Source organism: Sphingobium sp. RAC03, assembly GCF_001713415.1.
In the GTDB taxonomy this organism is placed as follows: Bacteria; Pseudomonadota; Alphaproteobacteria; order Sphingomonadales; family Sphingomonadaceae; genus Sphingobium.
In genome coordinates this window covers 1995703-2014956 of record NZ_CP016456.1, presented here as the reverse complement: position 1 = coordinate 2014956, position 19254 = coordinate 1995703, and the positions used below count along the sequence as shown (strand labels likewise).

Sequence of the window (19254 nt, the reverse complement as noted above, 5' to 3'; positions counted from 1 at the left end):
GAGGTGGCTGGCCGCAGGTCAGACGGATGGGGCGGGCAATGCGTCGCAAGCCTTGCGCTAAAGGCGCACCCCCTCCCCTTCCAGGCAAGGATCGGGGCTTTATTGGGCCACATTGCCTTCAACTCCATTATCCGCCGCAGCCGCGGCTTCCACCAGCGTCGCTTCGCCACCGCCCAGGCTATGGACATAGACGGCCAGCATGCGGATGGTCGCGGGGCTGAGCTTGTCGTCCCAGCGCGGCATCACGCCCTGGCGGCTGTTCCATACGCTCTGGTGGATGGACTCGGTGTCACCGCCATAGAGCCAGATGCCATCGGTGAGGTTGGGCGCACCCAGCGCGCGATTGCCCTTGGCATCCGTGCCATGGCAGACCGCGCAATTGTCGGCGAACAGGCCCGCCCCGCGCTGCGCGGCGGCGCTGGGCTTATCCTGTCGGCTGGCGACCCGGACATAGGCGACGACATCATCGACCTGCGGGGCGGTGAGCAACTGGTCGCGGCCAAAGGCAGGCATCATCGACACGCGCGTCGCATCATGGCCCGGATTGCGGATGCCGTCGATCAGCGTCTTTTCGATCGTGGCGAGGTCGCCACCCCACAGCCAGTCATCGTCGTTGAGGTTGGGATAGCCCTTGCCGCCCGCTGCGCCAGAGCCATGGCATTGTACGCAATGGACCTTGAACGCGGCGCGCCCACCCTCGATCGCGGCCTGCATGAGTTGCGGCTGCCCGGCCAGTTTCTCGATCGTGGTCGCGGCGATCGCCTGGTGAATGGGCGCCACCTGATCGGCGCGCGCGGCCAGTTCCTGCTCCAGCGCCCCGCGGCTCGACCAGCCGAGCATCCCGCGCGTATAGTCGTTGAGCATCGGGATCGCCGGATAGGCAATCACATAACCGATCGCGAATAGGATGCTGGCATAGAAGGTCCACAGCCACCAGCGCGGCAGCGGCGTGTCCAATTCCTGAATACCGTCCCACTCATGCCCCTTGAACTGGGTGCCGGTGGCGGCGTCGATCTTGGGGTTCTTATCGTCAGCCATGGTCGGCCTCCGTCTTTTCCGTGTCTGGCTCGAAGATCATGGTGGCCGCGCGCTTGCTGGCATGGCGGCCGTGCGGCAGAAAATGCCAGCCGATGAGGAGGATGTAGGTCAGGGCCATGAAAACGAGGCCCCAGCTATCGGCGAAATGCCGCAAAGCGTCGTAGCTCATCGCGTCCCCTCCTTTGGCTGCGGTTGGCCTTCGAGCGGCTTGGCGGCGTCGACATCGACCAACGTGCCGATCATCTGGAGATAGGCGACCAGCGCATCCATCTCGGTCAACTTTGTCGGATCGCCATCGAAATCGCGCACCTGCGCCTTGGGATAGCGTTTGATCAGGTCAGCCGTATCGGCGTTGGGATCGGCCTGGGCCTTAAGGTCGTCATTGGCCTTTTCCTTGTCCGCATCGCTGTACGGAACTCCGACCCGGCTCAGCGCCGTCAGGTCCGCCGTCATGTCGCCCGCCTTCAGCTCGCGTTCGGCGAGGAAAGGATAGGTCGGCATGATCGATTCCGGCACCACGGCGCGCGGGTCTTTCAAATGCTGGACATGCCATTCGTCGGAATAGCGCCCGCCGACCCGCGCCAGGTCCGGCCCGGTCCGCTTGGATCCCCATTGGAACGGATGGTCGTACATGCTTTCGGCGGCCAGGCTGTAATGGCCATAGCGTTCGGTTTCGTCGCGGAACGGACGGATCATCTGGCTATGGCAGTTGTAGCAGCCTTCGCGGATGTAGATGTTGCGCCCGGCCAGTTCCAGCGGGGTGTAGGGCCGCATCCCCTCCACCTTCTCGATCGTATTGTCGATCCAGAAGAGGGGCGCGATTTCCACGATGCCACCGATGGCGACGACGATCAGGGCGGCAATACCGAGCAGCGATACATTCCGCTCCAGCTTGCCATGGTCGAAGAATTTGGATGCCATGTCGGCGTCTCCTTATACAGGCTGGGCAGCGAGGAGCGGCTTGTCGGCCGCTGGATCGAAGGCGGCGTCGTGCATCGACTTCTCCTCGCGCAGCTTGCTGCCCGCGATGGTCTTGCCGATGTTCCAGGCCATGATGATCGCCCCGGCGAGGTAAAGCAGGCCACCGGCACCGCGGATCAGATACATGGGGAACATGGCGGTCACGACTTCGGAGAAGGCGTAGACGAGATAGCCATCGGCCCCATATTCGCGCCACATCAGCCCCTGCATGATGCCCGCCACCCACATTGACGAGGCGTAGAGAACGATGCCCAGCGTCGCGAGCCAGAAGTGCCAGTTCACCAGCCGCAGCGAATAGAGACGTTCCCGACCCCACAGGCGCGGCGTCATATAATAGAGGCAGGCAAAGGTGATCATGCCGTTCCAGCCCAGCGCGCCGGAGTGGACATGGCCGATCGTCCAGTCGGTATAATGGGACAGGCTGTTGACGGCCTTGATCGACATCAGCGGCCCTTCGAAGGTCGACATGCCGTAGAAGGCCAGCGCCATCACCATCATGCGGATGATCGGGTCAGTGCGGATCTTGTCCCAGGCGCCGTTGAGCGTCATCAGGCCGTTGATCATCCCGCCCCAGCTCGGCATCCACAGCATGACCGAAAAGACCATGCCCAGCGTCTGCGCCCAGTCGGGCAGCGCGGTATAGTGAAGGTGATGCGGCCCCGCCCAGATATAGAGGAAGATCAGCGACCAGAAGTGGATGATCGACAGGCGATAGCTGTAGACCGGCCGTTCCGCCTGTTTGGGCACGAAATAATACATCATGGCCAGGAAGCCGGCGGTCAGGAAGAAGCCCACCGCATTATGGCCATACCACCATTGGGTCAGCGCATCCTGCACCCCGGCAAAGGCGCTGTAGCTCTTGGACCCCAGCAGGCTGACCGGCATCGACAGATTATTGACGATGTGCAGCATGGCGATGGTGATGATGAAGGCGAGGTAGAACCAGTTGGCCACATAGATATGCGGCTCGGAGCGCTTGAGGATCGTCCCGCCGAACACCAGCAGGTAACAGACCCACACGACCGTCAGCCACAGATCGACATACCATTCGGGCTCGGCATATTCCTTGCCCTCGGTAATCCCCATCAGATAGCCGGTCGCGGCCAGCACGATGAACAACTGATAGCCCCAGAAGACGAAGCGGGCCATGGACGGGAATGCCAGCCGCGCGCGGCAAGTGCGCTGCACCACATAGAAGCTCGTCGCGATCAGCGCGTTGCCGCCAAAGGCGAAGATGACCGCCGATGTATGCAGCGGCCGCATGCGACCGAAGCTGGTATATTCCAGCCCAAGGTTGAGCGCGGGAAAGGCCAGCTGAAACGCGATGACCAGTCCGACGAGAAAACCCGCCAGACCCCAGAACACGGTCGCGATCACGCCCCAGCGGACCGGGTCATCATCATATTTGCCCTGGTCGGCCGGCATTTTCAGCATGCCGCGCGCCAACCCCGCATAATCCGCGCCGCGCATCGTCAGGATCGCCAGCAGCAATCCGACTGCGCAGACGATCCCCATATGAACGGCAAACCCGCTGTCCACCGCGCCCAGCATCGCCGCGAAGGCGGCCAGCGCGAGCGCGAACCAGCCGCCCGTCCTCATTACCAATCGGTCCATGATATTCCCCGTCAAAGGCTCGGCGGTCCCTCTGTTCGACAGGCCGCCCCCATGCATTGACCTCTGTCAAACCGCCGGGCGCGGGTCTTTACGGGATAGTGCGTAGAGAGGTGCGAGAGGGTCTGGCGCGACGACCGCGACACTTAAAGCCCCTCCCCTTCAGGTTCAAACGAAGCACGTGACTCGATTGAAGGGTTGGGGTGGGGGCGTGCGGCGAAATACTACGAAGCCCCCCAAACCTTAACCTCAGACCCCTTCCGCCAACGCCTCCAGCGCCGCGCCATCGACCAGCCGCACGCCGCGTCGCCCGACCAGCGCGATGATCCCGCGCCGCTTGAAGTCGCTCATCTGCCGCGACACGGTTTCGATGGTCGTCCCCAAAATATCGGCAATCTGCTGGCGCGAGAGCGGCAGTTCGATCGTCCCCGCCTGATCGGCCTGCAACCGCCGCGCCATGTCGAGCAGGAAGGTCGCCACCTTCTCCCGCGCGGTCTTGCGGCCGAGCAGCAGCATCCAGGCGCGGGTCCGATCGAGATCGTCGAGCGTGCGTTGGAGCAGCCGATGCTGAAGGTCGCCATGATCGCGCGCGAATCCATCGAAGCGCCCTCGCGGAAACAGGCACAGCCGCGCATCGGTCAGCGCGGTGACGCTATGGGGCGTGCGCGCGCCGAACGGGCGGCCGATAAAGTCGGACGCATAGACAACGCCGACGATTTGCTCGCGCCCGTCGCCGGTCGACGTCGCCAGTTTCAGCGTCCCTTCGATGACATTGGCGACGACCATGCTGTCGTCCCCCTCCCACATCACCGTCTGCCCGGCATGCAACGTCACCCGCCGCCCGATCCGGCTGAGCGCGTCGCGATCCGCCTCCGACAAATCGGCACAAATCGCGCGATCACGCACCCCGCACTGGTCGCAGGACTGGGGTGCGCAGGCGCGCGTCATCAGCGGAAGGGCACCATTTTGCGCCCCGTCAAATTGCATGTCCATGTCCGCTGCATGACGCCACGGTGGACACCGACCTATGCGTAAATATCCTTAGCCCCGTCAGGAAGTGGAGGGATGGCGCGCCGTAGCCAATCTTGCCAACCGATGCCTTAGCCTCTACATTGCCCAATCATCTTAAAAGGAACCCGCCATGGACATCGCCCTGACTGCTTAGCCCACCCGCTCTGCCTTCAGGAAAGCCTGTGTCCATGCCTGCCATTACCCTTTCATCCCTTGGATGGTCCGCGCCCGACGGCACTGCCGTTCTGGCCGGGCTCGATTTCCGCTTCGCCCCCGAACGCATCGGCCTGATCGGTCGCAATGGCGTCGGCAAATCCAGTCTGCTCGCGCTGATCGCCGGGGAGCGCACCCCGACGCACGGGCATGTCACGATCGACGGACGCATCGCCGTGCTGCGCCAAAATCTTGAACCAGCGCCGGGCGCGACCATTGCCGACCTGTTCGACGCGCGCGAGGCTTTGGCGGTGATCGACCGGGCGGAGGTAGGCAGCGCGACGCTCGATGAACTGGATGCCTGCGACTGGACATTGCCTGCGCGCATTGCCGATGCGCTGGCGGACGTAGCGCTGAGCGCTGATCCCGCAACCCCGCTCGTCAGCCTGTCGGGGGGCCAGCGTACCCGTGCCGCGCTCGCCGCCGCGCTCTTCAACCGGCCCGATTTCCTGCTGCTGGACGAGCCGACCAACCATCTGGATGCCAAGGGGCGCGAGGCCGTCATCGCGCTGCTCGCCCGCTGGCGCGGCGGCGCGATCGTCGTCAGCCATGACCGCGCGCTGTTGGAGACGATGGACGCCATTGCCGAACTCACCACGCTGGGCATTGCCCGCTATGGCGGCAATTGGTCCGCTTATGCGGCACGCAAGGCGCTCGAACTGGCCGCCGCGCACCATGATCTCGACCATGCCGAAAAGCAGGCATCGGCCCTGTCGCGCAAGACCCAGCAATTGACCGAGCGCAAGCAGCGGCGCGATGGCGCAGGCAAGCGCGACGCGGCCAAGGGCGGGATGCCCCGCATCCTGCTGGGCCAGCGCAAACAGCAGGCCGAACAATCGGGCGGCGATGCCGTGCGCCGCGCCGGGCAGCAACAGGGCGAGGCGCGGGAAGCCATCGACGCGGCGCGCGCGCGGATCGAAATATTGGAGCCGATCCGCATCGCCCTGCCCTCCGCCAACGTCGCGCCGGGTCGCATCATCCTGACGCTCGACGCGATGACGGCGGGTCATGTGCCGGAGTGTCCGATCCTGCAGGACATCAGCCTAACGATCAGCGGACCGGAGCGGGTGGCGATCACCGGGGCGAACGGGTCGGGCAAATCGACGCTGCTGCGCCTGATCGCGGGTGGTCTGTCGCCGATGGCGGGCCGGGTTCACCGCCCTGTCGATTGCGCGCTGCTCGATCAGGACGTCGCCCTGCTCGATCCGGCACGCAGCATCGCCGACAATTTCGCCCGGCTGCACCCAGGTACGACCCGCAATGCGGTCCATGCCGCGCTGGCCCGCTTCCGGTTCCGTGCCGACCTGGCGCTGCAACAGGTGGGAACGTTAAGCGGCGGGCAGCGATTGCGCGCGGGGCTGGCGTGCGTGCTGGGCGGCGCCGCGCCGCCGCCCCTCTTGTTGCTCGACGAGCCGACCAATCATCTCGACCTCGATTCGATCGCCGCTATCGAACAGGGGTTGAACGCCTATGACGGCGCGCTGCTGGTGGTCAGCCATGATGCAGCGTTTCTGGATGCGATCGGCATCACCCGGCGGATCGCCCTCCCGCTTTAGTGCGCGGCGGACGTATCCACCGGCCCGGTCGGCTTGGGCGCGAGCCAGACAATCGCCGTGGCGAGGAACAGGACGAGCGCGGACAGGAAGAAGACATGATCCACCGCGATCGCCAACGCCTCCTGATCGACCAGATTGGAGATGACCTGCCGCGCTTGCTCGAAGGACATGCCCATGGCGCTCAGTTGCGCCTGCGTATCGGCCGGTTGCAACGTGCCCGCCATCTCGCTGCGCGAGACGCGCTGGCCATTGCCCCAGCCGGTCAGCACCAGCGAAGTCGCGATCGCCAGCGCCATCGTCCGCAGGAAATTCTGCAGGCCTGCCGCCGACGCCGTCTCGTCGGGCCGCACCGATCCCAGCGTCAACGTGGTCAGCGGGATCATGAAGAAGGGCATGGCAAAGCCCTGGATGAATTGCGGCGCGGCCATCGACCAGAAATCGATCGAGCTGGTCCAATGCGCCCGCCACAGGGTCATCAGCCCCAGCCAGAAGAGCGCACCCGAAATCATGATACGCGGATCGACCCGCCCCGTCATGCGCGCGGCGATCGGCGCGGCCATCAGGGCCGCCACCGCCGTCATGGCGGTCAATATGCCTGCATCGGTGGCGGTATAGCCCATCGACGTTTGCAGCCATTGCGGAATGACGACGATGCCCGCGAAATAGGCGCCAAAGCCCAGCGCCAGCGAGAAAACGCCCGATGTGAAGCCGATATGGCGGAATATCCGCAGATCGACGATCGGATGCTCCTCCGTCAACTCCCAGATGATGAAGGCGGCAAAGCCGATCACGGCCAGGATCGCCAAGATGACGATCAGCGGATCGCCGAACCAATCATGGTCGCGGCCGATATCCAGCATGATTTGCAGGCAACCGATCCAGAAAACGAGCAGAAACAGGCCCATGCGATCGATCGGCACGCGCGCCGTGTCGGTTTCCACCGGCCGCAGCAGCGCCATCGCCGCCACCACGCAAAGGATCGCGATCGGCACATTGATGAAGAAGATCCAGTGCCAGCTCCAATTGTCGCTGATATAGCCGCCGATGATCGGCCCCATTGCCGGGCCGAGCAGCGTGGTCATCGCCCATAGGCCCATCGCCCGCGCGCGTTGATCGGGCGGAAAGATGCGCAGCAGCAAAGTCTGCGACATCGGCATGATCGGGCCGCCGCACAGCCCCTGACCAATGCGGCACGCCACCAGCATGGTGAGCGACATGGACAGGCCGCACAGCACCGAGAAGATGCCAAAGCCGATCATCGCCCAGATGAACATCTTCACCACCCCAAACCGCTGGGCCAGCCAGCCGGTCAAGGGCACGCAGATGGCTTCGGCCACCGCATAGGAGGTGATGATCCACGTCCCCTGATCCGGCGTGATGCCCAGATTGCCTGAAATATGCGGCACCGAGACATTGGCGATGGTCAGGTCGAGTACGACCATGAAATTGCTGAGCGCCAGCACCAGCCCGGCCAGCGTGCGCTGGCGCGGCGTCAGCCGGGAAAAGATGCTGTCCTCGTCGCTCACCTGTCGACCCTTCAGTGACTGGAAAGGTCGATCTCGACCTCCGTGGAGAGGCCGACGCGCAAGGGGTGCGCCGCCAGTTCCTTGGGGTCGAGCGCGATGCGGACGGGCAAGCGCTGCACCACCTTGATCCAGTTGCCGGTCGCATTCTGGGCCGGGATCAGCGAGAGCGACGCGCCCGTGCCGCCGGAAAAGCCGACAACCTTGCCATGATAGACGACGTCGCCGCCGTAGATATCAGCGGTCACCTTGGCGGGCATGCCGACCTTCACCTTGCCCAGCTGCCGTTCCTTGAAATTGGCGTCGACATAGACTTGCGCCAACGGGACGATCGTCATGATCGGGCTGCCCTGCGCGACGCGCTGGCCGACCTGCACTTGCCGCTTGGTCACGACGCCGTCGATCGGCGCGCGGATGATCGTGCGCTCCAGGTCTAGCTTCGCTGCGTCGAGCTTTGCCTGCGCTGCCATCACCGCCGGGTCGGTATCGACCTGCGATCCGCGCACCAGTGCATCATTGGCGGCGAGTTGCCCGCTTGCCGCGCTGCGCGTCGCTTGCGCCGTGGTCACGCTGGCGCGCGCGACATCAAGCGCGGCGCGGGCGGCGGCATAGGCCGTGCGCGCACTCGTCACTTCGTCGCCCGATACCGCCCCGTCGCCAACCAGCGCTTCACGCCGTTGCAGATCGACCCGCGCCTTTTCGACATCGGCCTGCGCGCTGGCGAGTTGCGCCCGTGCCTGGACAATGTCCGCGCCGCGTGCATCGACCTGCGCCGAGAGCGCGCCGCTGGTGGCCGACGTCTGGCGGAAGCGGCGCTGCGCTTCGGCCAGGTCCGCCTGTGCCTGCGCAATGGCGATGCGGGCGTTGGTGGGATCGAGCTTCACCAATATGTCGCCACGCTTGACCGCCTGGGTATCGCTGACCAGTACCTCGATCGCCTGCGCGGAAATGAGCGGGGTTACCTGCGCCATTTCGGCATTCACATAGGCATTGTCGGTGCTGACATGGTTGCGGCCAACCAGGACATACCAGGCCGTCCAGAGGAGGCCAGCGACGACCACCGCAAGCGCCAGCCGGGTCAGCCAGGTCTTGCGCGCACTGCTGCGATCGGCCTGGGGTTCATCGGTCGGGGCGGTAAGTTCGGGAGTGGCGTCAGCCATGGGGTGCGTCCTTGGACAGGGCGGCGTCAGGGGCGAAACCACCACCCAGCGCGCGGATCAGGGCAATATCGAGCGAAAAGGCGCTTGCCTCCAGCCCGGAAACGGTACGCTGCGCGGCGAGGAGTTGATCCTCGACATTCAGCACATCCAGATAGGTGGACAGGCCGCCATCATAGCGTTTTTTGGCAATGCCATAGGCGTCCTGCGACGCGGCCACTGCCGCACGGGCATCGACCAGACGCGCGTCCAGCGTGCGGCGGCTGGTGACGGCGTCCGCCACCTCCTGATAGGCCGTCAGCACGGCCTTGTCATAGCTCGCCACCGCCTCGTCATAAGTCGCGCGCGCGCCGCGATACTGGCCCTGCAGCGCGCCACCGTGAAAGATCGGCAGGCTGACCGCCGGCCCGGCATTGCCGAAGATCGAGTCCTTCTGGAACAGATTATTGGTGAAGGGCTGGGCCGATCCGATCGCGCCGCCATTCGCAAAGACGGTATTATAGCCCAACGATTGCAGGCCGATCAGGGCGCTCAGCCGCACGGCGGGGAAGAAATCGGCGCGCGCGACCTTGATCCGCTTGGCCGCCGCCTCGGTGCCGGCAAGGGCCGCCGCAATGTCGGGACGGCGCGCGACCAGATTGGTGGTGACGTCGGCGGGAAGCCCAAGTGGTGCCAGTGCGCCGGGCGTTGGCCGGGTAATCGCCGCTCCCCGGTCCGGCCCCGCGCCGATCAGTGCCACAATCTGATGCTGGCGCAGTGCGATCGCCATGCGCGCACCGGCCAGTTGCGCGCGCGCGGACGCGACCGTGGCATCGGCCTGCCGCACGCTGCCGCGCGTTTCCAGCCCATTTTGCCGCCGATCCGCAACCAGCTTCTGGCTGGCCATGCGGATGGCGAGCGTGCGCTCCTGAATGTCCGCCTCGTCATAGAGCCGGGCAAGGTCGGCATAGGCGTCGGCAACGCCCGTGGTCAGCGCCAATTGCGCCTGCTGCGCGTCGAGTTTTGCCGCGCGCGCCTGCGACGTAGCCGCCGCCAGCGCCGCGCGGTTCTTGCCCCACAGGTCGAGGTCAAGCCCCAGGTCCAGCGCCAGCCGTCCGGTTCCGAGCCAGCCCTGCGGCACGAACTCCTTGGGCATGCCCATATTATAGCTTTGCTTGGTGGCGGCCGCGCTGGCGTCGAGATTGGCGGAAGGCAGCAATGCCGCGCCGGACTGTTGCGCCAGCGCCTGTGCCTGGCGGAAACGCGCGGCGGCGATCGCCATGTCGGGCGCGTTGCGCAAGCCTTCCTCGATCAGTGCGGTGAGTTGCGGATCACCATAGGCGCGCCACCAGTCCGTAGCGGGCCATGCCGCCTGCGGTGCGGCCAGGCTCTGCTGCGCGGCGATCGTGTCCGCCGCGCGAATTTCGGGCTTGGTGCCAAGGTCAGGGACCGCCGCGCACCCCGCCAGCAACGACATCATCGTCGCCAGGACCAGCGGACGAACGGGCGGGGAAAGGCGACTCACCGACATAAAAACCGTACCATCTAGTATGAAAAATGCATCTGGCGTCGCGACACCCGCTTGTCAAGATTTTTATCATACTCTATGGTACGGTTTCATGACAGGCGCTTCCACCACTCCCCCCACCAGCCGAAGGGAAGCACGCCGTCTGGACCGGCGCGATGCCATATTGACCGTGGCCAAGGCCTATTTCCTGGAACATGGCTATGCCGGGACGACCATGTCGGGCATCGCCGCAGCGCTGGGCGGATCCAAGGGCACGTTGTGGAATCACTTCCCTTCAAAGGAAGACTTATTTTCGGCGGTCCTCGATCGGGTCGCTACCGCCTATCGCGCGCAACTGTCGCAAATCCTCGACCCGTGCGGCTTGCTGGAACCCACTTTGCTGCGCGCCTGTCGCAGCCTGCTCGACAAAGTCTGTTCGACCGAAGCGATCGCCCTGCACAGACTGATCTATGCCGAAAGTGGTCGATTTCCCGAACTCAGCCGGATATTCTTCGAACTTGCGCCACGCCATACCCGCGCCCTGCTCGCCGACTATATAGGCGGCGCAATGGACCGGGGCCAGTTGCGGCGGGACGACCCCGCCGATGCGGCGCGCGTCCTGATGGCCCTGACCATGGCTGGCAGCCATCAGCAGTTGATGATCGGTCAGATTACGGAACCCTCGTCAGCGCAGATGCAGGCCGATGTCGAACTGGCCGTCGACCTGTTCCTGCGCGGCTATGCGCCCGAACCGAACAGCGCGAACCGTTAACCATTTCTTTGCGGTGCGTTCCTATCCTTCCATGACGGGCGGAAGGACAGACGATGCCATTTTTCAAACGGAACGAAGCCTCGCAGTTCGATGCCCCCGATGCGGAGGGTCGCGCACGCACCCAGCGCCGCCTGCGCGTGCTGCTGATCGACGAAAATCCGACCGCGCGCGCTGTCATCGCCCGCCGCCTGTCGCACCTCAATTATGACGTCGCCCTCGCCGACACGGGATTCAGCGCGCTCAGCCTGCTCGTAACACATAGGGCCGATATCATCCTGATCGACATGGGGCTGACGATGCTGCCAGCCGTCGCGACCATGAAGCAGATCCGCGCCGCCAATCTCGCCGCCTCCGCCTGTTTCGTCATGATCGCCGGGCGGCTCGACAGCCAGGCGACTGTCGAAGCGCTGGACGCGGGCGCGGACGACTATGTCGTCAAACCGTTCGACTTCGACATATTCGATGCCCGCCTGCGGCATCTGTGCCAGCGTGCCGAACAGATGGGGGCGCTCTCGCGCCACAATGCCGAACTGGACGCCCGCATCGCGCGCCGTGCCGTGGAATTGGGCGAAACCCGCGAGACGCTGCGCGAATTGCAGATCGATCGTGCCCGGCTCGTCTCGTCGATCCAGGCCTTGCACGACGAACTCGAACGAGTCACCGCCCAGCAGGGCTAGGCGTCAGTCCAAGGCCAGCCACAGCGACAGGCCATCGCCCGGCTGCGCAGGGGGCGCGTCCACCGCGATCCGCACCGCATCGGCCCGCGCCCGGTCGAGGACAGCCGCCGCAACCCTTGGCTGGTGATAGACCCGGTCGGCCTCCCCCAACAGCCGCGCAACCCGTAAGGTCAGATCATCGGGATCGTTGGACACCAACCGGATCGGCTCCAGCCGCGTCGCATCCGCATCGCCCTGCCCTTCGATCCAGCGCGGCACGGCGTCAGCGGCACCGGCGCGCAAGGGATCGATCATCCCGCCCGCCGCCAGCCCGGCATCAATCGCCCGGCGTCGATCGCCGCCATCGGGCCAACGCGCGCGGATCGCCCCCCGCGCCGCTGACAATGTGCTCGCCAAAGCGCCAAGGCCTGCAGGCAACAGCGTCTCCAGCCGTTGCCGCAACGCCTTCGCCAGCCCCGCCGATGCGCCGCCCGTGCCGATCGCGATCAGCACCGGATCGCGATCGACGATCGCGGGCAGCGTGAAGTCGCACAGGTCGGGATTGTCGGTCGCATTGACCAGCACGCCGCGCGCGCGCAGGCGCTGGGCAGTCACCGCGTCGCCATCCGACACGATCGCGATCCGCGCGTCGCTATCTTCTTCGCCGACGATCCGCGCGCCTGCCCTTTCCAACAGGCGGCGCTTGGCGTCCGCCGCCTCGCCTTCGCCAGTCAGGATCACGGACCTGCCCGTCAGGCGCAAGAAAACGGGCAGGCTGTGCATCAGTCTGCCAGCCAGTCGGGGATCGAATCGCCCTCGATCAATGTCTCGATCGGCGGACGGGCGCGGACCACGGCCCAGCGGTCGCCCGATACCAGCACTTCAGGCGTGAGCGGGCGGCTGTTGTAGGTGCCCGCCATCGTCGCGCCATAAGCGCCTGCGGTCATGAAGGCGACCAGATCGCCCGCTTCGACCACGTCCATATCGCGACCCATGGCGAAGGTGTCGCCCGTCTCGCACACCGGCCCCACGACATTGGCCGCCGCCTGCTTGCCCGATGGCGCGACCGCGCGAATATCATGCCAGGCGTCATAGAGGCTGGGCCGCAACAGGTCGTTCATCGCCGCGTCGACGATGACGAAGGGTGCCTTGGCCCCCTGCTTCACGCGCACCACGCGCGAGAGCAGCGCGCCTGCATTGCCCACGATCACCCGCCCCGGCTCGAACATCAGCCGCACCGGCCAGCCCTGCGTCACGCGGCACACCATCGCGCCATAATCGGCGGGGCTGGGCGGCAGCGGCTGGGACGGGTCGTAGGGCACGCCAAGGCCGCCACCCAGGTCCGCGGTGCGGATGTCGTGGCCAGCTTCGCGCAGCGCAGTAATCAGCGCGCCGACTTTGGTGAAGGCCGCCTCCAGCGGGGCGAGATCGGTCAGCTGGCTACCGATATGGACAGCGACGCCCTGCACATCCAGCCCCGGCAGATCGCGGGCGGCGGCATAGCTCTCCAGCGCGCGGTCATAGGGGATGCCGAATTTGTTTTCCGACTTGCCGGTCGATATCTTGGCATGGGTGCCCGCATCGACATCGGGATTAATGCGATAGGCGACCGGCGCGCGCTTGCCCATCGACAGCGCGACTTGCGACAGCATCTCGGCTTCCGGTTCGCTTTCCAGATTGAACTGGAAAATGCCATGGTCAAGCGCCAGCCGCATTTCGTCTGCGGTCTTGCCGACGCCAGAAAAGACGATGCGGTCGGCCGGGATGCCCGCCGCCACCGCGCGCAGCAGTTCGCCGCCGGACACCACGTCCGCGCCCAGACCCAGCTTCGCCAGCGTCGCCAGGACGGCGGCATTGGGATTGGCCTTGACCGCAAAGGCGATCAACGGATTGTCGAGCGCGGCCAGCCCTTCGCGGAACACGCCGACATGGCGTTCCAGCGTCGCGGTCGAATAGACATAGACCGGCGTGCCGACCGCATCGGCGATCGCCGCCATCGGCACCTGCTCCACCCGCATGGTGCCGTCCACATAGTCGAAATGGTCCAATTTCCAGTCCTTACAGGCTTATTGCGGCTGCTTTTCGGGCGGCAGGTCGAACGGGTCGTCGCTCCGCTGGCGCGATTGAGTCAGCAATTCGACGTTGCGCTCCGGGCGCGCCTGAATGGACGGTGCCATGAGTTCGCCGCCGGTGGGGGCAGTCGCCGCCCCTACCGGCACGGCGGGCAACCGCTGGTCCTTGAGCGGCTTGAGCGCAGGCCGACCGCCGCAACCCGCCAGCACCAATGCGGCCATAGCCAGCCCGGCGAGCGTGCGCGTCTTCATGAGTCCAGTTCCTTCTTCGCCTGGGCGATCCGCGCCCGCACCTGCGCCGGGGCCGTGCCGCCATGGCTCGTCCGGCTGGCGACCGACGCATCGACGGTCAGCACCGCGTAGACGCGATCGTCGATCCGCGCGTCGATATCCTTGAGCGTCGCGATCGGCAGTTGATCGAGCGGCACGCCCGCCGCCTCCGCCGCCGCCACTGCGCGCCCGGTGATATGATGCGCCTCGCGGAAGGGAATGCCCCCTTCGCGCACCAGCCAGTCGGCAAGGTCTGTCGCGGTGGCAAAGCCGCTTTCGGCGAGGCCGCGCATCCGGTCGGTGCGGAAAGTCACCGTCTCGATCATGCCGGTCATCGCCGCGATCGACAGGCCGAGCAGGTCGTGCGCCTCGAACACCGGCGGCTTGTCGTCCTGCATATCCTTCGAATAAGCGAGCGGCAGGCCCTTCATCGTCACGCACAGCGCGGTCATGCAGCCCATGATCCGCCCGGCATGGCCGCGCACCAGTTCGGCGGCGTCCGGGTTGCGCTTCTGTGGCATGATCGAACTGCCGGTCGAATAGGCGTCGGGCAGCTTCACGAAGCCGAAAGGCTGGCTCGCCCAGATGATGAATTCTTCCGCCAGCCGCGACAGGTGTAGCGAGGCCTGCGTTGCCGCCATCAAATAATCGAGCGCGAAGTCGCGGTCGGATACGCTGTCCAGACTGTTATCGGTCGGCCGGGCAAAGCCCAAAGCCTCCGCCGTCGCCTGGCGATCGATGGGAAAGCCCGTGCCAGCGAGCGCGGCTGCACCCAGCGGACATTCATCGGCACGCGCCCGCGCGTCGGCAAAGCGGCTGCGGTCACGCCGTACCATTTCATAATAGGCCATCAGATGATGGCCGAGCGTCACCGGCTGGGCCGATTGCAGATGGGTAAAGCCCGGCATCACCGCATCGGCATGCTCCTCCGCCCGTGCCAGCAGCGCGCGCTGGAGGCCGAGCAGGCCCGCCGCCACTTCGTCGATCGCGTCGCGCACCCAGAGGCGAAAATCGGTCGCGACCTGATCGTTGCGGCTGCGCGCGGTATGCAGCCGTCCAGCGGTCGGCCCGATCAGCTGCGCCAGCCGCGATTCCGTGACCATATGAATATCTTCGAGGTCGAGATCGACCGGCACGCCATCGGCTTCATATTCCGCGGCGATCCGGTTCAGACCTTCGGTAATCGCCTGCGCATCCTCGCCATCGACGATGCCCTGCTGGGCGAGCATCGCGACATGCGCCTTGGACCCGGCGATATCTTGTTGCCACAAACGCTTGTCGAACGGGATGGAGGCATTTATCTCGCGCATGATCGACGCGGGGCCGGCCGCAAACCGGCCACCCCACATGCTGTTGGAGCCTTCTCCCTTGGAACCTGTTTCGCGCGCGCTAATGATACTGCTCCTGGCTGCCGGTCTGGCGGCTTGCGATAGGCAATCGCCGCCCGCTGGGCAAGCCAATGCAAGCATGAGCGGCGAGGTTCCCGCATCGGGAAATGCAACGGCGGGCAGCGAAGCGTTCAACTACCGGCTCGATCGCAGCAAGGCGGGGACGGCCGCGCCGACCTTCGCCTTCCAAAACCCCGATGGCGGCGAGGCGACGCTGCAGGATTTTGCCGGGCGGCCAATGCTGGTCAATCTGTGGGCGACCTGGTGTACGCCATGCGTCGCGGAAATGCCGACGCTTGACCGGATCGCCGCCACCTATGGTCCCAAGGGGCTGGCCGTCCTCACCATCTCGCAGGACAATCAGGGCGAAAAGGCGGTAAAGCCCTTTTTCGCCAAGCATGACCTGCCCCATCTGAAGGGTTGGGCAGACCCCGACAACCAGTTCGGCTTCGACTATGCCACCGGCCTGCTGCCCACCACCGTCCTCTATGATGCGCAGGGCAAGGAAATGGTGCGCGTCATCGGCGCAATGGATTGGGAAGGGGTGGAAGCCAAAGCGTTGATCGACGCGGCGATGGCATCCTGATCCGAAAGACCAAGGCGCGCCAAAACGAACATAGCGACAAAATCCACCATGCCAGCTGCGTGCAAAATGCATGATCGTCAGTGCAAAATTGGCAATTGCGCAAAGTCGTAGAAGAAAATTATCCTGTTGAGTCGCTGCTCAGATAAGCAGCGGCAATTATTGCATTTTTACTTAAAAATTGTGCGGCGCAATAGAGGCTTTGCCTGAGCCAATCGTCAAACCCCCTGTCATCAACAATGCAATAACAGGGGGCATGAATGACACGCTTGTCAGCGCTTAAACTTTCATTGATTCTCGCTTCGTCTTGGTCCGCTTGCGCATTGGCGCAGGAAGCACCGCAGGAACCACAGGCCGAGGACGGCGGCACCATCATCGTCACCGGCACCCGTGCCGTCGGCATGCAGGTCGCCGACAGCGCCGCACCGATCCAGGTCTTGGGTCAGGACGCGATCACACGGGTTGGCCAGCCGAACCTCAACCAGGTGCTGACCCAGATCGTCCCCAGCTTCACGGCGCAGACGCAGGGCACCGATCTTTCCAGCTTCTCGCTGTCGGCCCGCCTGCGTGGCCTCAGCCCCAACCACACGCTGGTTCTGGTCAACGGCAAGCGTCGGCACGGCAACGCCATTCTCCAGGTGCTTGGTGCCTTCTCCGGTTCGGCCGCACCCAGCATCGATCTCATTCCGCCAGATGCCGTCTCGCAGGTCGAAGTCTTCCAGGAAGGCGCAGCGGCCGTCTATGGTACGGACGCGATTGCAGGCGTCATCAACTTCATCCTCAAGGACCAGGCCGAAGGCGGCTCGTTCAAGGTCACGGGCGGTCAATATTATGACAGCCAGGGCGAACTATTCTCGGTTTCCGGCAATTATGGCGTCAAGCTGGGCGAAGACGGCTTCCTCAACGTCAGCCTGTTCCACCGCCGCCAGGATTATACGACGCTGGGCGAAGGCCAGGTCCAGGTGACCAAGCCGGACGGCACGCTCCAGCCCAATGCGCCTGCCCAATGGTCAAACCTTGCCGGCGATGCGCTGGCCAACATCAACGGCGGCCAGCCCAAGACCGAACTCAACCTGCTCTTCTACAATGCCGGCTATGATTTCGGCGGCGTCGAGGTCTACAGCTTCGGTGATGTGTCCCGCCGCGAAGGCTGGGCCAAGCAGGGCTACCGCCATCCCAAGCGCATCTGCTACGAAACCGGAAACCTGGGCGGCGGCGTCACCCCCGCCGCTTACGACCCCAGCATCTGCTACAGCGACACCGGCATCAACGGCATGGTCCCGCTGCAGCATGTGATCGAGGATGAATATAGCTTCACCGTCGGCGCCAAGGGCGAGTTTGGCAGCGGTTGGAATTATGACCTCAGCACCACCTACGCCAATCAGAAGAACGACATCTGGACTGAAAATTCCGCCCATCGCGAAGTATGGCAGGAAAGCTATGCCGCAGCACTGGCAGGCATCGGCACGCCCAATACGCCCGACAAGGCCTATGATGGTGGCTTCCGCCTGAGCCAGACCACGGTGACCGCCGACATCCGCAAGGAATTCGAAGTCGGCATGGCAGCCCCGCTGACCTTCGCCTTCGGTGGGGAATATCGCAAGGACACGTATGAAATCGTCCAGGGCGATTTCTATTCGACCTACAAGACCGGCGTGCAGTCCTTCCCCGGCTACAAGGCGACCGACGCGGGCCGCTTCAAGCGCAGTTCGCGCGCTGGCTATATCAACTTCATCGCCCAGCCGGTCGAAGGCTGGACGGTCGATCTGGCCGGTCGCTATGAAGATTATACCGACTTTGGCGATACGCTGATCGGCAAGATCACGACCCGCTACGACTTCTCGGACGCCATCGCCATTCGCGGCACCGCCAGCACCGGCTTCCGCGCTCCGTCGCTGGCTGAACAGAAATATTCGACGATCAACGTAGGGCCAACCAGCGCCGTCGCCCAGTTGCCCGCGGGCAGCCCGGCCGCCGCCTTGCTCGGCTTCGACTCGCTTGGCCCTGAAAAGTCCAAGAACTTCTCGGCGGGCATCGTGCTACGGCCCGTGCCCAAGCTCGCCATCACCGTCGATGCCTATATGATCAAGATCAAGGATCGTATCGCCGCCACGGCATCGCGTAACGCCGTTCAGGGTGGCGTCGTCCAGCCCGGCGCCGCCGCGATCTTCGATGCGCTCGCTGCCGCCGGCATCGTTCTCGACACCGCCCTGCAACAGGTCGGCGTCCAGAGCTTCACCAACGGCATCGACACCCGGACGACTGGCGTAGACTTCTCGATCAGCTACCCGGTGGCGCTCGACTTCGGCTCGTTGAACCTGTCGCTCAACGGCAACTATAACAAGACGAAGATCACCAACAACAAGGTCGGCTATCCGCTGTTCAACGCCGCGTCGGAAAGCAATATCGAAGACACGACCCCCAAATATAAGGTCGGCTTCGGCGCGCTGCTCAAGGCGGGCAAGCTAAGCGTCAACCTGCGCGAAACCCTCTATGCCAAGACGAGCGTCCTGGTCCGGCCGGGTGTGGGCAGCGGCGTGGTGCCCGAAGGCGGCTTCCTGATCGCCGATGGCGCGCTGATCAACGGCGTGAATGCCAACCAGCTCTACTTCGATGGCGTGGTCAAATCGGCGATCATCACCGATCTCGAAGTCGGCTATGACTTCAACGACAATGTCACCTTCTCGCTGGGCGCGAACAACCTGTTCGACAAGGTGCCGGAAGTGCCCAAGTTCGTCACCGGTGCAGGCGTTGTCGTGAACCCCGGCGTGTCGCCTTACCAGAATGGCTCAGGCTCCTATAACAGCCCCTATGGTCATGGCCCCTATGGTACGGCGGGCGGCTATTATTACGCGCGCATCGACTTCAAATTCTAACTCATGTCACGAAGGGGGGCCGGTTCGGGAACGAACCGGCCCTTTTCCTATGGAGGGTGCC

General features: G+C 64.5%; 17 protein-coding genes. 5 read left to right on the top strand and 12 right to left on the bottom strand.

Annotated elements, in window-relative coordinates; translation table 11 throughout:
• Positions 1-99: 99 nt before the first annotated feature.
• From ccoP to BSY17_RS14315, 5 genes are all read right to left on the bottom strand, one after another.
• Complete coding sequence (gene ccoP / locus BSY17_RS14335) at positions 100-1038, bottom strand: cytochrome-c oxidase, cbb3-type subunit III (protein WP_069066003.1); 939 nt, start codon at positions 1036-1038, stop codon at positions 100-102.
• Complete coding sequence (locus BSY17_RS14330; protein ID WP_037476340.1) at positions 1031-1207, bottom strand: cbb3-type cytochrome c oxidase subunit 3; 177 nt, start codon at positions 1205-1207, stop codon at positions 1031-1033. The genes ccoP and BSY17_RS14330 overlap by 8 nt, the downstream gene beginning before the upstream one ends.
• Complete coding sequence (ccoO, locus tag BSY17_RS14325) at positions 1204-1959, bottom strand: cytochrome-c oxidase, cbb3-type subunit II (RefSeq protein ID WP_069066002.1); 756 nt, start codon at positions 1957-1959, stop codon at positions 1204-1206. Before ccoO ends, BSY17_RS14330 begins: the two co-directional genes overlap by 4 nt.
• Positions 1960-1971: 12 nt before the next feature.
• Positions 1972-3633: a cytochrome-c oxidase, cbb3-type subunit I gene (gene ccoN, locus BSY17_RS14320; RefSeq protein WP_069066001.1), complete on the bottom strand. Its 1662-nt coding sequence runs from the start codon at positions 3631-3633 to the stop codon at positions 1972-1974.
• A gap of 246 nt (positions 3634-3879) precedes the next feature.
• Positions 3880-4623: a Crp/Fnr family transcriptional regulator gene (locus tag BSY17_RS14315; RefSeq protein ID WP_069066000.1), complete on the bottom strand. Its 744-nt coding sequence runs from the start codon at positions 4621-4623 to the stop codon at positions 3880-3882.
• Positions 4624-4829: 206 nt separating this feature from the next.
• Between BSY17_RS14315 and BSY17_RS14310 the strand changes: the two genes are divergently transcribed.
• Entirely contained in the window at positions 4830-6410 is a 1581-nt protein-coding gene (locus tag BSY17_RS14310; protein WP_069065999.1) for an ABC-F family ATP-binding cassette domain-containing protein, read from the top strand.
• On the opposite strand, the gene BSY17_RS14305 is transcribed toward BSY17_RS14310, so the two are convergent.
• Genes BSY17_RS14305 through BSY17_RS14295 form a run of 3 tightly spaced genes read right to left on the bottom strand, consistent with a single transcriptional unit; the run spans position 6407 to position 10600 of the window.
• The gene (locus BSY17_RS14305) at positions 6407-7936 is read right to left on the bottom strand and encodes a DHA2 family efflux MFS transporter permease subunit (RefSeq protein WP_069065998.1); all 1530 of its coding nucleotides are present in this window, start codon (positions 7934-7936) and stop codon (positions 6407-6409) included. The genes BSY17_RS14310 and BSY17_RS14305 overlap by 4 nt on opposite strands.
• An 11-nt stretch (positions 7937-7947) precedes the next feature.
• Entirely contained in the window at positions 7948-9093 is a 1146-nt protein-coding gene (locus BSY17_RS14300) for an EmrA/EmrK family multidrug efflux transporter periplasmic adaptor subunit (protein WP_069065997.1), read from the bottom strand.
• On the bottom strand, positions 9086-10600 hold the full coding sequence (locus BSY17_RS14295) for an efflux transporter outer membrane subunit (RefSeq protein ID WP_069065996.1): 1515 nt from the start codon (positions 10598-10600) through the stop codon (positions 9086-9088). Before BSY17_RS14295 ends, BSY17_RS14300 begins: the two co-directional genes overlap by 8 nt.
• Positions 10601-10688: 88 nt before the next feature.
• On the opposite strand from BSY17_RS14295, the gene BSY17_RS14290 reads away from it, so the two are divergent.
• Together BSY17_RS14290 and BSY17_RS14285 are read left to right on the top strand one after the other, a co-directional pair.
• Positions 10689-11348, top strand: coding sequence for a TetR/AcrR family transcriptional regulator (locus BSY17_RS14290; protein WP_069065995.1), 660 nt, complete (start codon positions 10689-10691; stop codon positions 11346-11348).
• 53 nt (positions 11349-11401) lie between these two features.
• On the top strand, positions 11402-12025 hold the full coding sequence (locus BSY17_RS14285) for a response regulator transcription factor (protein ID WP_069065994.1): 624 nt from the start codon (positions 11402-11404) through the stop codon (positions 12023-12025).
• Positions 12026-12028: 3 nt separating this feature from the next.
• Here the strand turns inward: BSY17_RS14285 and BSY17_RS14280 are convergent, their stop codons facing one another.
• The 4 genes from BSY17_RS14280 to argH are packed head-to-tail and all read right to left on the bottom strand — an operon-like array spanning position 12029 to position 15695.
• On the bottom strand, positions 12029-12787 hold the full coding sequence (locus tag BSY17_RS14280) for a precorrin-2 dehydrogenase/sirohydrochlorin ferrochelatase family protein (protein WP_069065993.1): 759 nt from the start codon (positions 12785-12787) through the stop codon (positions 12029-12031).
• Entirely contained in the window at positions 12787-14052 is a 1266-nt protein-coding gene (lysA, locus tag BSY17_RS14275) for a diaminopimelate decarboxylase (protein ID WP_069065992.1), read from the bottom strand. Before lysA ends, BSY17_RS14280 begins: the two co-directional genes overlap by 1 nt.
• Positions 14053-14070: 18 nt before the next feature.
• Positions 14071-14328, bottom strand: a complete 258-nt coding sequence (locus BSY17_RS14270) for a hypothetical protein (protein WP_069065991.1) — start codon at positions 14326-14328, stop codon at positions 14071-14073.
• Positions 14325-15695, bottom strand: a complete 1371-nt coding sequence (argH, locus tag BSY17_RS14265) for an argininosuccinate lyase (protein ID WP_069065990.1) — start codon at positions 15693-15695, stop codon at positions 14325-14327. The genes BSY17_RS14270 and argH overlap by 4 nt, the downstream gene beginning before the upstream one ends.
• Positions 15696-15738: 43 nt before the next feature.
• Here argH and BSY17_RS14260 point away from each other — a divergent pair, with 43 nt between their 5' ends.
• Both BSY17_RS14260 and BSY17_RS14255 read left to right on the top strand, forming a co-directional pair.
• Positions 15739-16320: a TlpA family protein disulfide reductase gene (locus BSY17_RS14260; protein WP_069065989.1), complete on the top strand. Its 582-nt coding sequence runs from the start codon at positions 15739-15741 to the stop codon at positions 16318-16320.
• A 257-nt stretch (positions 16321-16577) separates the two neighbouring features.
• Complete coding sequence (locus tag BSY17_RS14255; protein WP_069065988.1) at positions 16578-19193, top strand: TonB-dependent receptor plug domain-containing protein; 2616 nt, start codon at positions 16578-16580, stop codon at positions 19191-19193.
• The last annotated feature ends 61 nt before the right edge of the window (positions 19194-19254 follow it).

Excerpts from the sequence above, each read along its gene's own strand:
- argH (WP_069065990.1), bottom strand. The coding sequence starts at position 15,695 with ATGTGGGGTGGCCGGTTTGCGGCCGGCCCCGCGTCGATCATGCGCGAG.
- BSY17_RS14295 (WP_069065996.1), bottom strand. The coding sequence starts at position 10,600 with ATGTCGGTGAGTCGCCTTTCCCCGCCCGTTCGTCCGCTGGTCCTGGCG.
- BSY17_RS14300 (WP_069065997.1), bottom strand. The coding sequence starts at position 9,093 with ATGGCTGACGCCACTCCCGAACTTACCGCCCCGACCGATGAACCCCAG.
- BSY17_RS14255 (WP_069065988.1), top strand. The coding sequence starts at position 16,578 with ATGACACGCTTGTCAGCGCTTAAACTTTCATTGATTCTCGCTTCGTCT.
- ccoO (WP_069066002.1), bottom strand. The coding sequence starts at position 1,959 with ATGGCATCCAAATTCTTCGACCATGGCAAGCTGGAGCGGAATGTATCG.
- BSY17_RS14280 (WP_069065993.1), bottom strand. The coding sequence starts at position 12,787 with ATGCACAGCCTGCCCGTTTTCTTGCGCCTGACGGGCAGGTCCGTGATC.
- BSY17_RS14285 (WP_069065994.1), top strand. The coding sequence starts at position 11,402 with ATGCCATTTTTCAAACGGAACGAAGCCTCGCAGTTCGATGCCCCCGAT.
- BSY17_RS14260 (WP_069065989.1), top strand. The coding sequence starts at position 15,739 with ATGATACTGCTCCTGGCTGCCGGTCTGGCGGCTTGCGATAGGCAATCG.
- BSY17_RS14270 (WP_069065991.1), bottom strand. The coding sequence starts at position 14,328 with ATGAAGACGCGCACGCTCGCCGGGCTGGCTATGGCCGCATTGGTGCTG.
- BSY17_RS14290 (WP_069065995.1), top strand. The coding sequence starts at position 10,689 with ATGACAGGCGCTTCCACCACTCCCCCCACCAGCCGAAGGGAAGCACGC.
- BSY17_RS14310 (WP_069065999.1), top strand. The coding sequence starts at position 4,830 with ATGCCTGCCATTACCCTTTCATCCCTTGGATGGTCCGCGCCCGACGGC.
- BSY17_RS14330 (WP_037476340.1), bottom strand. The coding sequence starts at position 1,207 with ATGAGCTACGACGCTTTGCGGCATTTCGCCGATAGCTGGGGCCTCGTT.
- ccoN (WP_069066001.1), bottom strand. The coding sequence starts at position 3,633 with ATGGACCGATTGGTAATGAGGACGGGCGGCTGGTTCGCGCTCGCGCTG.
- ccoP (WP_069066003.1), bottom strand. The coding sequence starts at position 1,038 with ATGGCTGACGATAAGAACCCCAAGATCGACGCCGCCACCGGCACCCAG.
- BSY17_RS14315 (WP_069066000.1), bottom strand. The coding sequence starts at position 4,623 with ATGGACATGCAATTTGACGGGGCGCAAAATGGTGCCCTTCCGCTGATG.